General features: G+C 32.7%; 13 protein-coding genes. 6 read left to right on the top strand and 7 right to left on the bottom strand.

What is annotated here, in order from left to right; genetic code table 11:
* Nucleotides 1-150: 150 nt before the first annotated feature.
* Together CLU82_RS07960 and CLU82_RS07965 are read left to right on the top strand one after the other, a co-directional pair.
* On the top strand, nucleotides 151-1,470 hold the full coding sequence (locus CLU82_RS07960) for a gluconate:H+ symporter (RefSeq protein ID WP_100842589.1): 1,320 nt from the start codon (nucleotides 151-153) through the stop codon (nucleotides 1,468-1,470).
* Nucleotides 1,458-2,894, top strand: a complete 1,437-nt coding sequence (locus CLU82_RS07965) for a gluconokinase (RefSeq protein ID WP_100842590.1) — start codon at nucleotides 1,458-1,460, stop codon at nucleotides 2,892-2,894. Before CLU82_RS07960 ends, CLU82_RS07965 begins: the two co-directional genes overlap by 13 nt.
* A 58-nt stretch (nucleotides 2,895-2,952) precedes the next feature.
* On the opposite strand, the gene CLU82_RS07970 is transcribed toward CLU82_RS07965, so the two are convergent.
* The 3 genes from CLU82_RS07970 to CLU82_RS07980 form a co-directional block, all read right to left on the bottom strand.
* Complete coding sequence (locus tag CLU82_RS07970) at nucleotides 2,953-3,990, bottom strand: aldo/keto reductase (RefSeq protein WP_100842591.1); 1,038 nt, start codon at nucleotides 3,988-3,990, stop codon at nucleotides 2,953-2,955.
* A 173-nt stretch (nucleotides 3,991-4,163) separates the two neighbouring features.
* Nucleotides 4,164-5,102 (bottom strand): OmpA family protein, encoded by a 939-nt coding sequence (locus tag CLU82_RS07975; RefSeq protein ID WP_100842592.1) that lies wholly within the window; start codon nucleotides 5,100-5,102, stop codon nucleotides 4,164-4,166.
* 108 nt (nucleotides 5,103-5,210) lie between these two features.
* Nucleotides 5,211-5,972, bottom strand: coding sequence for an exodeoxyribonuclease III (locus CLU82_RS07980; RefSeq protein ID WP_100842593.1), 762 nt, complete (start codon nucleotides 5,970-5,972; stop codon nucleotides 5,211-5,213).
* A gap of 126 nt (nucleotides 5,973-6,098) precedes the next feature.
* Between CLU82_RS07980 and CLU82_RS07985 the strand changes: the two genes are divergently transcribed.
* On the top strand, nucleotides 6,099-7,913 hold the full coding sequence (locus tag CLU82_RS07985) for a lysophospholipid acyltransferase family protein (protein ID WP_100842594.1): 1,815 nt from the start codon (nucleotides 6,099-6,101) through the stop codon (nucleotides 7,911-7,913).
* Between the two features lie 69 nt (nucleotides 7,914-7,982).
* Here CLU82_RS07985 and CLU82_RS07990 read toward each other — a convergent pair whose 3' ends face one another.
* The 4 genes from CLU82_RS07990 to CLU82_RS08005 form a co-directional block, all read right to left on the bottom strand.
* Nucleotides 7,983-9,203, bottom strand: a complete 1,221-nt coding sequence (locus CLU82_RS07990; RefSeq protein ID WP_100841957.1) for an IS4 family transposase — start codon at nucleotides 9,201-9,203, stop codon at nucleotides 7,983-7,985.
* Nucleotides 9,204-9,341: 138 nt separating this feature from the next.
* On the bottom strand, nucleotides 9,342-9,779 hold the full coding sequence (locus tag CLU82_RS07995) for a DUF2752 domain-containing protein (protein WP_100842595.1): 438 nt from the start codon (nucleotides 9,777-9,779) through the stop codon (nucleotides 9,342-9,344).
* 4 nt (nucleotides 9,780-9,783) lie between these two features.
* Nucleotides 9,784-10,164: a DUF4234 domain-containing protein gene (locus CLU82_RS08000; protein WP_198520205.1), complete on the bottom strand. Its 381-nt coding sequence runs from the start codon at nucleotides 10,162-10,164 to the stop codon at nucleotides 9,784-9,786.
* Nucleotides 10,165-10,257: 93 nt separating this feature from the next.
* On the bottom strand, nucleotides 10,258-11,205 hold the full coding sequence (locus CLU82_RS08005) for a 2-hydroxyacid dehydrogenase (protein WP_100842596.1): 948 nt from the start codon (nucleotides 11,203-11,205) through the stop codon (nucleotides 10,258-10,260).
* 118 nt (nucleotides 11,206-11,323) lie between these two features.
* Here CLU82_RS08005 and nhaA point away from each other — a divergent pair, with 118 nt between their 5' ends.
* The 3 genes from nhaA to CLU82_RS08020 all read left to right on the top strand — a co-directional run bounded on the left by nhaA (nucleotide 11,324) and on the right by CLU82_RS08020 (nucleotide 15,316).
* Nucleotides 11,324-12,490, top strand: coding sequence for a Na+/H+ antiporter NhaA (nhaA, locus tag CLU82_RS08010; RefSeq protein ID WP_100842597.1), 1,167 nt, complete (start codon nucleotides 11,324-11,326; stop codon nucleotides 12,488-12,490).
* A gap of 264 nt (nucleotides 12,491-12,754) precedes the next feature.
* A complete protein-coding gene (locus CLU82_RS08015) occupies nucleotides 12,755-13,252 on the top strand; it encodes a hypothetical protein (RefSeq protein ID WP_157813336.1) in 498 nt (165 codons plus the stop codon).
* Between the two features lie 42 nt (nucleotides 13,253-13,294).
* The gene (locus CLU82_RS08020) at nucleotides 13,295-15,316 is read left to right on the top strand and encodes a hypothetical protein (protein WP_100842599.1); all 2,022 of its coding nucleotides are present in this window, start codon (nucleotides 13,295-13,297) and stop codon (nucleotides 15,314-15,316) included.
* Nucleotides 15,317-15,318 lie beyond the last annotated feature (2 nt).

Below are 15,318 nucleotides of genomic sequence, written 5' to 3' on the forward strand. Positions count from 1 at the left end.
TAAACATCAAAATCATTAATAGTAATTAATATAAAGTGATATTTTTACAAATCACAGATGCAATAAACTCGATGTAAATAGAAATAATACGCAGTTTTTAAAACATGTATAATTTCAATTGAAAGCATATCACATATAAAACAACAATTCATGTCCTTATTAATCCTAATTGCAAGTATTCTATTATTATTGATTTTAATTTCCGGCGTCAAAGTCAATGCCTTTATTGCATTAACTATTACTGCATTTTTCACAGGAATTTTAAAAAGCATGCCTTTTACCGATTTAATAAACTCCATACAACAAGGTATTGGCAGTACATTGGGATCTCTGATTTTTATTATAGCATTTGGTGTTATTTTAGGAAACCTGCTTTCGGACAGTGGAGCTGCCCAGCGAATAAGTTCAGTAATGATTCGATCTTTTGGCATTAAACATATCAAATGGGCGATGGTGATTACGGGTTTTTCTGTGGGAATTTCGATGTTTTACAATGCAGGCTTTATTATTTTGATTCCAATGGTTTTTGCAGTAGCCAAAAGCACAAAACAACCTATTATTTATCTAGGTATTGCAATGGCTTCAGCACTTTCTATAACACACGGTTTTTTACCACCACACCCAGGACCAACAGCTATTGCAGTAATTTTCAAAGCAAATATTGGTAAAACACTTCTTTATGGATTAATGATTGCTGTTCCTGCATTATTCACAGCTGGAATTGTTTTTCCAGAATTCATAAAAAAAATCAATGCTTTTCCTCCAAAAGGATTATTTGAAAGCAAAACATTTACTGAAGCCGAAATGCCTTCTTTTAAAATTAGCCTCTTAACAGCATTAGTTCCTGTATTTTTAATGGCAACTGCTACGTTCAGTGAACTGTTGATATCCGAAGAAAACTCCATACGTCCTATTTTAATTTTTATAGGAAACCCGACCTCTTCAATGTTAATTGCTATCCTTTTTGCAATATGCACATTAGGTCTTTTTCGCGGTAGAAAAATGCAGGACATTATGGATAAATCAAGCACAGCATTAAGTTCAGCTACAATGATAATTTTGATAATTGCTGCTGGTGGTGCTTTTAAACAGGTCTTAATAGATAGTGGAATTGGAACAGATTTAAGTCATTTTTTTGAAAAATCTTCTCTTTCTCCTTTGGTTTTAGGATGGTTGATTGCTACAATAATACGAATCGCTTTAGGTTCTGCAACTGTTGCCGGATTAACAGCTGCAGGCATTGTCCAGCCTTTAGTAATAGCTTCGGGTGTAAGTCCTGAATTAATGGTACTTTCGGTAGGTGCAGGAAGTTTAATGTGTTCTCATGTTAATGATACGGGTTTTTGGATGTTCAAAGAGTATTTTGGTATCAGCGTATCTGATACATTTAAAACGTGGACAGTTATGGAAACAATTATTGGAGTTATGGGATTAATAGGCGTATTGATACTGAATATATGGATCAAATAAATAAAGAAAAATCACTATACATAGGAATTGACATTGGTACTACAGCTACAAAAGCTGTATGTTTTGACATACAAGGGAATGTAATCCAACAGATTTCGCATTCTTATCCTATGTATCATCCAAAACCCAATTGGAGCGTACAAAACCCCCAAGAAATCTTAGATACCGTTCTGAAGTGCATAAATGAAATCACTACAGCTATTCAGCCAAAATTCATCAGTTTTAGTTCAGCTATGCAAAGTATTATTGCAATTGATGTAACTGGAAAACCATTAAGCGATGCTATTTTATGGGCAGATAACAGAGCAGACAAAATAGCCGAAAAACTTAAAAACTCTGAAAAAGGAAATCCTTTTTATCAGAAGACTGGAATACCAATCCACCCTTTTTCACCCATGACAAAAATAGCATGGTTTAAAGAATTTGATTCCGAAATTTTCTCTAAAACATATAAATTCATTAGTATCAAAGAATACGTTTGGCATCATCTCACTGGAGAATATGTTACTGATACTTCTATGGCTTCAGGTACGGGATTATTGAATATTCACACTTTAAAATGGGATGATGAAATTCTGGAATTTTTAAATATAAAACCACAGCAACTGTCTACAATTTGTGAAGCAACACATCAATGTAAAGGGATTTTGGATGGTCTTCTTTATGTAATTGGTGGAGGCGATGGTGCTTTGGCAAATCTTGGAACTGGAGCGATGAATAAAGGTTTTATGGCATTAACTATTGGTACCAGCGGAGCAGTTCGCCTTCCAATAGACGAACCTTTTCTAGACCCTCAAATGCGAACGCAATGTTATCATCTAAAAGACAATGAATATCTTACTTTGGGAGCTGTAAACAATGGAGCGATTGTTTTACAATGGCTTAAGGAAACAATTTTAAAAACAACTGCTTCCTACGAAGAACTTTTTGAACAAGCAGAAAAAATCCCAGCGGGTTCCGATGGTTTGCTTTTCGTGCCTTATTTACTAGGAGAAAGAGCACCCATTTGGGATGCATCTGCACAAGGGGCACTTTTGGGAATGCAAATTATCCATACACAAGCACATTTGGTAAGAGCCACTTTAGAAGGCATTTTATTTGGATTGTTTCAAATTACAGAAATTCTATTGCCAGATGTTGAAAAAAGAAAAGAAATAACTATTATGGCTAGTGGCGGGTTTGGGAAAAGCGAATTTTGGCTACAAATAGTAGCTGATGTTTTTCAAATGAAAGTAGAAACTTCTCAAACTATCGAAGGTTCAGCATGGGGTGCTGTTTTAATAGGCATGAGTTCTACAGGCGCTGTTATTGAAAATCAGAATAAAACAGGAAAAACTTTTTTCCCTAATCCAAAAAATAAAAAAGTATATAATGATCGCTTTATTAAATTCAAAAAAGTATATAATTTACTAAAAGGATTGTAAAAACCCTTGTCAAATTTGAATTCTGACAAGGGTTTTTATTCTATATTTACTTGTTGAATTATGGTGCTGGGTCAGGAATAACAGCCTGAATAGCATCAATCTCATTTAAAATTTCTTCGGACAAAACAACATCAATAGTAGCAATATTTTCTTTTAGTTGTTCCATTGTCGTAGCACCAATAATACTACTAGTCAAAAAAGGTTGTCGTTCCACAAAAGCAAGAGCCAATTGTGTCAATGTCAACCCGTGTTTGTGTGCTACTTGCTGATATAATTTTGTAGCTTCAGTTGATTTTGCACTACTGTATCTTGAATACTGTGGAAACAAATTCAACCTCGAATTTGGATGACTTTCCCCAGTTAAAAATTTACCCGACAAAACCCCAAATGCCATTGGTGAATAAGCCAATAATCCAACATTTTCACGAAGACAAACTTCCGCTGAAGCGTTTTCGAAAAGACGATTCAATAAAGAATATGGATTTTGAACAGTTTTGATTCTTGGCAAATTATTGTATTTGTTTTCTTCTAGGAAACGCATCATCCCCCAGGCATTTTCATTGGAAACTCCAACATGTTTTATTTTTCCAGCTTTTACAAAACCATCCAATGCTTCCAGAACTTCATGAATATTATCCTCCCAGCCATCTTCCTGAACTTTGTAGCCACGTTGACCAAAAAAGTTGGTTTTGCGTTCTGGCCAGTGCAATTGATACAAATCCAAATAATCTGTTTGAAGACGTTGTAAACTATTGTCCAAAGCATAACGAATACTTGCTGGAGAAAAATCCAGTTTGTCACGCATATAGCCAAAAATAGGACTTGGTCCAGCAATTTTTGAAGCCAAAACTACTTCTTCTCTTTTTCCAGTTTTCTTGAACCATGATCCAATGATTTTTTCTGTACTTCCATACGTTTCTTGCTTTCCTGGAATAGAGTACATCTCGGCAGTATCAAAAAAATTAATGCCTTTCTCGAGTGCATAATCCATTTGAGCATGTCCTTCAGATTCTGAGTTTTGTTGTCCAAAAGTCATTGTTCCAAGACATATTTTGCTAACTTTAATATCGGTATTCGGTAAAGTAGTGTATTTCATGTTTGAGTTGATAAGCTCCTAAGAGTCTAAGTTGCTAAGTTTTTTTTAGAAAGCAAAGATAAAAATTAGTTGTTCGGATTTCTTTTAGCATTATTATATTTAACAAAAAAGGTTCAACGTTTACACGAGAACCTTTTTTAACTTAGTAGTATAGTTACTTAGAATCTTAGCTTCTAAAAATCATTCAGCATTTTTGAAATTTCATCCAATCTTGGAGTTAAAATGATTTCAATTCTACGGTTTTTTGATTTCCCTTCCGCTGTTGCATTACTTGCTAATGGAGAGTATTCACTTCTTCCAGCTGCAGTAAGATTTTGTTTGTTGACCTTTTTGTTTTCACCCAAAATAGTAACAATGGCTGTGGCTCTTTTTGTAGAAAGGTCCCAGTTATCAGCAATAGGACCTGAACCTTCATAAGGATCATTATCCGTATGTCCCTCTATCAATACTGAAATATCAGGATTGTCTCCCAATACTTTTCCAACTTCGACAACAGCTTTTTTCCCTTCGGAACCCACTGCCCAACTACCCGAATTAAAGAGTAATTTGTTTTCCATAGAAACATATACTTTCCCGTTCTTTTGTTCTACAGTAAGTCCTTTACCTTCAAAACCATTCAGCGCTTTGGAAAGCGTTTCTTTTAGTTTTTTCATACTGGCTTCTTTGGCTGCAATAAGATCTTCTAGCTCTTTTAATCTTTGGCTGCTGGCATTCAATTTTTCTTGTTCTAGAGCCAATGCTTTTGCTTTTGCATCCAATTGCTCCAACAGTTCACGATTCTTTTTCATGTTGGCTTCCAATGATTCATTGCTGTTTTTTTCTAAAGCAGCATAAGAATCTTGCATTACTTTCATTTTGTTCTTAGCTGAGTCATAATCAGCTTGAACTTTAGCTAAATTAGAATTAACATCATCCAATTTCTTTTTCAAGGTTTCTTTTTCAGATTCTAATTGTTTTTTAGAAGCTAATAAAGCAGCATTTTCATCTGAAATGCTTCTATTTTCCTTTTTTAAATCAGCAAATTTAGTTTCTAAATCATTGTATATTTTTTTGGAAACACAGGAAGTAGTTAGTGCAACCATTAAAAGTCCGATAGAAATTTTTTTAATCATAATTAGGTTAAATTTAAATATTTGTATGCATTTGAGGTCAAATGTTTATGCGATCTGGAAGCTCCTAGGTGTATTAGTTCCTTAAAAAACAATTTTTATTGTTATTTACTAATCAATTTCCACCAAAACTGGGCAATGATCAGAATGCATAGCATCTGGTAATATAACGGCTCTTTTGAGTTTATGTTTTAATGAATCACTCACTAAATTGTAATCGATACGCCAACCTTTGTTATTTCCTCTGGCTCCAGCGCGGTAACTCCACCATGAATATTGGTGCGGCTCGGAATTGAAATGACGAAAACTATCTACAAAACCAGATTTCATAAATTTATCTAACCATGCTCTTTCTTCGGGTAAAAAGCCCGAAGTATTTTTGTTACGTATTGGATCATGGATATCAATCGCCTCATGGCAAATGTTGTAATCTCCGCAAATTATAAGATTAGGAATAGTTGTTTTTAGTACGTCTATGTAATTCTGAAAATCATCCATGAACATAAATTTGTGACTTAAACGATCAATATTCGTTCCCGAAGGCAAGTACAAACTCATAACAGAGCAGTCATCAAAATCGGCACGAAGGTTTCTTCCTTCAAAATCCATGTGCTGAATTCCAGTTCCATAAACTACATTATTGGGTTTAATTTTGGAAAGAATTGCTACACCGCTATACCCTTTTTTTGTAGCTGGATAATAGTATTGATATGGATAACCAGCAGCGGTAATATCGGAAACAGGGATTTGTTCTTCAGTTGCTTTGATTTCCTGTAAGCAAATAACATCAGGGTTAGCCTGTTGTAGCCATTCAATAAATCCTTTGGTGATGGCAGCTCGAATTCCGTTTACGTTGTATGAGATTATCTTCATTTAAATAAATTTGTTTTTTACTGTGGAATCCAAAAGTAGTAAAAAGAAGAAAGATTGATTCAAAAAAAAACATAAAAAATGGAGTATTTTGCTATCTTTGTCTCTTGCTCAAAAAAGAAAAAATAGATGGGTCTAGTTACCGCGAAAGAAGTTGCAAAAACAATAAACACAGATAAGTACGGAGTTTTCGGTACTTTTTCAGGTTGGTTGTTGATGAAAGTTTTAAAAATCTCAACCTTAAATAAAATATACGACAGGAATAAACATTTGAAAGAATTACCATTCCTGAATGCCATTTTAGATGAATTTCAAATTAAATTTGAGATTCCAGAAGAAGATTTCAAACGTTTACCAAAAGACGGGGCTTATATAACTATTTCTAATCATCCCCTTGGAGGAATTGATGGTATTTTATTATTGAAATTAATGCTTGAAAAAGAACCTAATTTCAAAATCATAGCCAATTTTTTATTGCATCGAATTGACCCAATGAAGCCTTATATCATGCCGGTGAATCCTTTTGAAAACCACAAAGATGCTAAATCTAGTGTGGTAGGAATTAAGGAAACTTTACGTCATCTTAGAGATGGAAAACCTTTGGGTATGTTTCCAGCTGGAGAAGTTTCAACCTATATAGATGGAAAATTGGTTGTTGATAAAGTTTGGGAAGAAGGCGCTATAAAAGTAATTCGAAAAGCACAAGTCCCTGTAGTTCCTATTTATTTTCATGCCAAAAATAGTCGTTTATTTTATTTTTTATCTAAAATAAATCCAACGCTTAGGACAGCTAAACTTCCTTCGGAATTATTAACTCAAAAAGACCGCATTATCAAAGTTCGAGTTGGAAAACCTATTTCTGTTGCCGAACAAAATGAATACAAATCAATCGAAGAGTACACGGAATTCTTGAGAAAGAAAACGTATATGCTCGCCAATCCTTTTGAGAAAGACAATAATTTTTTGAATACCGCTAACTTGTTGCCTCCCAAAGCTCCTAAAAAGATTGTCACTCCAGGTAATAAAGAGAAGATGATTGCCGAAGTAGATGCCCTAAGAACAGCTGACCTTCGTCTTTTGACAAGCAAAAATTACGAAGTCTTTTTTGCAGAAGCCAAACAAATTCCAAATATATTATATGAAATTGGTCGTTTGCGTGAAATTACTTTTAGAGAAGTAGGTGAAGGAACAAACGAATCTATAGATATTGACAAATACGATAAATATTACCGTCATCTCTTTTTGTGGGATGACGAAACCAAACAAATTGCTGGTGCTTACCGAATGGGATTGGGGTCTGAAATTTTTCCAAAATACGGTATAGAAGGGTTTTATTTGAATGGGTTGTTCCGTTTTGAACCCGAGTTACACGATATGATGAGTAAATCTATCGATATGGGTAGAGCATTTATCATTAAAGATTACCAACAAAGACCAATGCCTCTATTCTTGTTGTGGAGAGGAATTATGCACACCACTTTACATTATCCTGAGCATAAGTTTTTATTAGGAGGTGTCAGCATTAGTAATCAATTTTCAGATTTTTCAAAATCTTTGATGATTGAGTTTATGAAATCACATTATTACGACCCATATATAGCACAATATGTACACCCTAAGAAAGAATTCAAGGTAAAACTAAAAGATGCTGATAAGGATTTTATATTCGACGAAGCAGAAGCGGATTTGAATAAGTTTGACAAACTTATTGATGAATTAGAACCTGGAATTTTAAGACTCCCTGTACTGATCAAAAAATACATCAAACAAAATGCAAAACTAGTAGCGTTTAATGTCGATCCACTATTCAACAATGCTATAGATGGATTAATGTACATTCGAATTTCGGATATTCCAGAAAGCACTATGAAACCTGTTATGGAAGAATTTCAAGCTGAATTGGAACGTAAACTAAACGATAAAGAAGATCACGAACAAGAATAAAATCTTAAATTATAGAAGCATAAAAAAGCCCGAAAATCTCTAGTAGTGGTCGGAAGAAATTCCGGCCACTTATGTTTTAAAGACTTTTGAAGGATCTCCACCTGCCAACGTTATCATTATTGCAGTAATAAGTTCTCTAAGTTCCAAAACAAATCTTCTTTTAGCGGTTTTATAACCAATATTATTTGCTTTTTTATATATAAGGATAAGCATTGCTACAATTAAAGTCATATAAACCATTACTTCTATTCCATTTTTGCTGAGTGAAACAAGATGACTAAAATTGAGTTCTTGTTTGATAAATCTAAAAAAAACTTCAATATCCCATCTTTTCCTGTAATAATCAGCAACTTCTTTAGCAGTAAGTTGAAAATCATTAGTAATAAACCAAAAAACTTTTTCGGGATTTTGTTTGTTTTTCACAACCACTAGCCTGAATTGATTATCGACTTTTTCTTGGCGATGATGTGTGTTCCCTCGCTTGTTTTTTATTGGAACACCTGTGTAAAGGTTGACAATACTGTCTTGAATTAAGATATTTTCTCCAATATCTAAATCCTGATTTTCCAGAATCAAAGACCGTATTTCTTGATGTTTTCGGTTTTCCTTAGACCTGATAACAAATTTGATATTCTTTTTATCAAAGTCTTTCATAGTTCGGGTGGATTGAATACCTCTGTCGATAATGTAAATATTGCTATGTTCAGTATCTTTTTTTACTTGATTTAAAATAGCTTCGGGAAGAGCATTATCTTCTGCTGAATATCTTTGAGCATTAAATATCTCAACACCAGAAGGAAGAATTCCGTCAAAGGAAACACTATATTTTATAAGTTTTTTACCGCTTTTTTGATCAATACCTTCTTTGAGTTTTCCAGCAGCTTCTGCAACAATGGTACTATCTACCCGAATTAAATTATACTTGCCTCTTTCTAACTGATTGTAACTCTCAGAAAAACGATCATACATACATTCAAAAATTTCTTTGAAATAACTCGCATCAATCTTCGAGAGTCTCTCTGAAATTGAACTTCTTCGGATAGTTTCTGATTCATCCAAGTTAAATATAGATTTAAAACCTGAATAGTTAAAGGTGTCTTCCAATGTTCGTTGGCTGAGCTTTTCGTTATCCATTATAGAATATAAAAGCAGATAAAATACTTTTTTGCCATGAAGAACTTTTGAATAATGATCTACTTTAGTACTGGTGGAAAGATGGGATAAGAGAGCCTCTGGAATGAAGCCTAATAACTCTTTAACGGATACTTTGTGGTCTTTAAAATTTGCCATAGATTACTGATTTACCAGTAATAAATATACGTAAAATCAATACTATAAACAAGAAAAATCTCGTTAAATAAATAATTAAAAACAAAAAAAGTCGGAAGATTTTCTTCCGACCATGACTACGAAAATCTCGGGCTTTTTTTATTTCCAAATGGATTCTTTTAAAATGGAATCATAGGTGTTCTTTTCTACAAAATAGGTTATTCTTACTATTTGATAAAAAATCAAAAAACAAGCCAAAACATAGGCTAACTTTTTATTGTATAAAATTCCATTAAAATATTCTTTTTTGGTAATCAATTCGGTTGCTAAAACCAATATTGTTACCACACAAAAAAGAACTACAAATGGCCCTAAAATATGATAATAAAAACTTTTGTATAAATCTCCCTGATAGAAATAAACCAATGATTTTGTTATACCACAACCAGGACAAGGAAATCCTGTAAGCATCTTGAAAGGACATAAAGACTGATCCTTCTCAAGATGATTATTCTGATTGTGTAACATTAAAAAAAACGGAATTATAAGAGTTATTAAAGCTCCTATAATTCCGAGTATTTTTCGTTGTCGTTTCATTTTATTAATACAACTTATTGATTTCGCTTTGAACAATCATGGCAGCAACCATTGGAAATAATAACCCTAAAACTAAATAAAGCACTGAATCATCTTTTACTGGTATTCCAATTCTTTTTTGAGCAGCAGGCAAACCATCTTTCCCTACTAAATAAAAGAAATAGGCATTTACTGGGAAACAACAACCTGCAAAAATTGCGATAGGTTGTGAAATGATTTCTCTTCCAGCAACTGCATTTAGCACTTCTGATGCTTTTAAATTCCAATAGATTAAGTACAATCCACAGGTTACAAAACCTAGTAACAACACAACAATCGGATCGACTTTAAACACTGGAATCGGATTATTAGGTGTATTCCAAGTTTCTTCTGTTTTAATTTCCATAACTTATAATTTAATGATTGATAGATATTGGACTAAATTATAAAAAATATCACAAAATACTATTTATTAAACAATTAAAATCTTACAGTATTTTTATTTGTTATACAAAGCTTTAATTTTATCCACAATTACTTGTGCCAATCGCTCGTGACTTTCATAAGTCCAGCCAGCAATATGTGGTGTTAAAATCACTTTTCTACCATCTAATAAATACTGAAAAGCATCTGGAGTATTCTTATCTTTAAAAAGGGTTTCAAAAGATAATTTCTCATATTCTAAAACATCCAAACCAGCACCAAGTACTTTTCCAGATTCCATAGTGGTAACTAAATCGGCGGTAACTATATTCTTCCCTCTGGAAGTATTAACAATCCAGATATTTTTTGCAAAAGCATTAATAAAATCCAAATTCACCATTTTATCTGTTTCTGGCGTCCATGGAATGTGTAAACTCAACACATCTGTTTTTTGCTGCAGCTCTTCTAATGATACTTGTTTGGCATTGGCATCACCCACATTTTCTTTGATATCATAACACAAAACTTCTACATCAAATCCACGGAGCTTTTTAGCAAAGGATTTTCCCATGTTACCATATCCAATAATTCCAACTGTCCTTCCATCGAGTTCATAACCACGATTTTTTTCACGGTTCCATTCACCAGAACGAATTTCACTATCGGCAATGTTTAATTTATTGAAAAGTGACAATATCATTCCTAACGTATGTTCAGCAACAGCATTGCAATTTCCTTCTGGAGCAGCGATAAGAGTAACATTTTTGGAAGTGGCATAATCACAATCAATACTTTCTAAACCAGCCCCTACTCTAGCAATGAATTGCAAATTGGTTGCTTTATCTAGAAACTCTTTATCGATTTTGAATCGGCTTCGAATAACAATACCCTGATAGTCTTGAATTTTGTTTTCGATTTCTTGTTTAGAAGAAGTAAAATCGGCGTGATTGATAAATCCAGCTTTTTCCAATTGCTCCCAAAGCAAGGGATGATTGCTGTCAATATGAAGTATTTTGATGTCCATAATACGTATTAGTAAATTAGAATTTCAAAATTAATTAAATTTTACGATTTAGAGTTTATACTCAAATTAATTTACAAATGCTTAAATTAGCAATTCCTATTTAATTGAGACATCAACAATGAGATTAACAAATACATTTACTGCATTCTTTCAAAGCGAAAAAGCAGGTGGTTTATTATTACTTTTTGTAACCATCTTATCATTGTTGCTGGCAAACTCACAAATTCAAACCGAATATATTGCTTTTTGGCATACAGAAATTGGTCCCCATTCTATTACTGAATGGATTAATGACGGACTAATGACCATTTTCTTTTTACTCATTGGATTAGAATTGGAACGTGAAATATATCATGGTGAATTATCTAATATCAAAAATGCTGCTCTCCCTATTTTTGGTGCATTAGGAGGAATGATTATACCTGCTGGAATTTTCTTGGCGCTGAATTATGGAACTCATACACAAAATGGCGCTGGAATTCCTATGGCGACCGATATTGCATTTGCAATTGGTGTTCTGTCTTTATTAGGCAAACGAATTCCTTCTTCCTTAAAAATATTCTTAACTGCTCTTGCTGTAATTGATGACTTAGGCGCAATACTAGTAATTGCAATATTTTATACCCAATCAATTGCTTTTCATAATTTGTTTTTTGCTTTTGTCATTATGGGCATCTTGTTCGTCTTGAACAGACGCAAAGTTCATCATCTTGCTCCCTATTTAATCGGAGGTGCTTTTATGTGGTATTTCATGCTTAACTCTGGAGTTCATGCTACTATTACAGGAGTTTTATTGGCATTTGTTATTCCGTTTGGAGATGGCGGAGAAAAAACCTCATCCTATCGATTACAGCACTTTTTACACAAACCAGTAGCCTTTATTATTCTCCCATTATTCGCAATAGCTAATACCTGTATCGCTATAAACGGAGACTGGCATGAAGGATTGAGTCATGAAAACTCCATTGGAATTATACTTGGCCTGGTAGTGGGGAAACCATTAGGTATTTATTTATTTTCGTTCCTTGCTGTGAGTCTTGGAATTTGTACTCTGCCACAAGATTTAAAATGGAAAAACATTTTGGGAGCAGGAATGCTTGGAGGAATCGGATTTACCATGTCGATTTTTATCACTTTATTAGCTTTTAAAAGTGATGGAGAAGAAGTAATAACCTACTCTAAGATTGCCATTTTAATTGCATCTTTCATCTCGGGAATACTTGGTTTTATCTGCTTAAAATTGACTTTCAAAAAACAAAAAAAACGATTAAAGTCAAATATGTAGGATAAAAAACGTGTTAAAAAAATCTAAAAAAGAAATTTTATCCTTTCCTTTGTAAACTTTGACTACAAACGATATCATTACGTTTTTGTAGCAAACTTTATGATGAGAAAAGTTTATTTTATACCCTTATTGTGTTTCGTTTTTCTGTTCCAAAGCTGCTTTGAAGTCATTGAAGAAGTACAGATGAAAGACGATGGGTCTGGACATTTTAATTTTGTGATTAATTTTAGTCAAAGCAAAACTAAAATCAATTCGATATTAAAAATGCAAAAAATAAACGGTTATACTATTCCCTCCAAAGAAGAAATTAAAAAAGAAGCTTCAAAAATAGAAGCTTTAGCACAGAACACTACAGGAATTTCCAATGTAAAAGCCAATATCGATTTAACGAATTATATTTTTGCAATTAACCTAGATTTTCAAAAAGTGAGCAATCTTAATGCTGCTTTTTCAAAACTGAAAAACAATAAAAAAATAGACACTAACTTCAATACTGATTACTTCACTTATATAGACAAAAAATTTATTCGTACCCAAAAAATACCTATAAAGACGCTTTATGAAAAATTAGAAAAAGCAGACAAAGAAGTTTTCCAAACAGCAAAATATACTGCCGTTTACAAATTTGATTCCACTATAAAATCATTTTCAAACAAAAATGCAACACAATCCAAAAGCAAAAAAGCCATTAAGCTAAATGGATCAATACTAAATGTTATTAATGGAAATGAAAAAATAGAAAACACAATTACACTTAACTAAAATAAAATCATCGTCACAGACTTCAACAATACAATATAACATATGAAAAATTATTTTCTTTTCCTTGCAATCTGCTTCTCTACAACGTTATTCGCTCAAGACTTAGCAAACAAAGTTCCTCAAAATTCACCATTTGCTTTGTGTATTAACAGCAAAAATCTAAATGATAAAGTAGCTTTAAAAACTATTCAGGAATATCCTTGGATGCAAGCTTTATTGAACAAAGAGTTACAATTTCTTCCTAAAGATTTAAGCCAGACTGGAATTGACATCACCAAAAATAGTTATCAATATTATAGTAGTAGAGATACTGTAATGAATTATGTAGTATTGATTCCACTAAACAATGCGGTACAATTCGAAAAATTAATTCAAGCCAAATACGGTGATAGTCTTAAAGTAAAAAAAACAGAAAACTATACTAGTGTTTCTACTTCCAAAACACACTATTTAGCTTGGAACGATAAATTTGCTATTTTGGCAAATGCCACTTATATAAAACCGTATAAAAATGATTATAATGAACCATATTCTGATTTGGAATTGATGGATTCTACAGCAGTTGTAACAGACACAGTATCTCCTACCCCAGTATATGACTATGATGCAGCCCCTAGTACTCCTGAAGAAATAAAACCAACTCCAGAATATAAAAAAAACAATACATCCAAAAAAAGCAAATCCAAAAAAACTAAGAAAACCAAAAAGACAGCTAAAGAACCCGTAATTGTTGAGCCTACAGAAGAAGAAATTTATGCCGCGCAAGAAAAAGCTCAAGCAGAATTGGATGAAACTAACAGAAAACTAGAAGAGATTAAATATAAAAAAACTGACTCTATTGAAAGACTGAAAATCAACTCAGTTGTAGATTTAATTTTAAATGAAACTTTCGATACTACAAAGGAAAAGCAAACTGTAAATTCGAATATTTTTAAAAACAATGATCCAAAATCAGATTTTTATGCCTTTGCAGATTTGGATATATTAACTACTCAATTATTCTCTGCTTATGCTGGAAGCAATGCTGCTTTACTCAGTGGAATATATAAAAATGGGCTTTTGAATAGCAATTATCACATCAATGGTTATTTTGAAAAAGATAGAATTCGGCTGAGTCAAGTGATAACTCCAAAAAACGATGAAATAAAAAAATCGTATCAAGAAATGTTTGATTCCAAAATGGATAAAAATCTATTGAATTATATTGGTAATAACATTTTAGGCTATTACTCCATTAGCATGGATACAGAAGCCATTATGAACTATGAATACAAGGTCATGAAAAACACTTTAAGTTCTGTTTATCAATCCTACGCAAAGGGAACTACTGGAAAAGAAACCGATGTTTTGATTGATGCAATTGCTTTGCTTTTGGACGAAAAAGCCATTGCAGATTTAGTTCCAGGTAATGCTATTTTTGTACTTCACAATCTCAAAAAAGTACAAAGAGATTACGTTACTTTTGAATATAATGAAAATTATGAGCAAGTAGAAACTAAAGGTAATAAAGACGAAATTCAACCCGATTTTACATTTCTTTTGAACACTAGAAATGAATCTTTTGTAGACAAATTACTTAAACTTCCTTTGAACACCGATAAATTTACTGGAACTGATTATCAGTTGACAAACGGATATTATACTATTCATTTTGAAAAAGATAATTTGCTTGAAAACTTATATTTTGGACTAAAAAACGGAGTATTAATGATTACAACTTCTAAAGAAAATGTAGAAAACCTCATTCAACAAAAAGTAATGCCACTACAAGCGGATTTGAAAAAATTAATTTCAAAAAACAATTCTTCAGCTTGGTTTGATATTCAAAAAATAATTACAGCTTCTAAAACTGAATCTGAAAAAGACGCTAAAAGTAACTATTGGGATATTGCGTTGAAAAATGCTGGAGAAATTACTGTTGAATCCAAATTTAAAAACGGAACTATTACAGCAGAATCATCATATACCATTAAAGGGGAACACGCCAATAGTTTACAATATTTCTTCGATGTGATTAATGAAATTTATGTTGAAAAGCAAAAAGAAACAACCGTTACAGAATAACC

The sequence above is a fragment of the Flavobacterium sp. 5 genome, from assembly GCF_002813295.1.
Taxonomy (GTDB): Bacteria; Bacteroidota; Bacteroidia; order Flavobacteriales; family Flavobacteriaceae; genus Flavobacterium.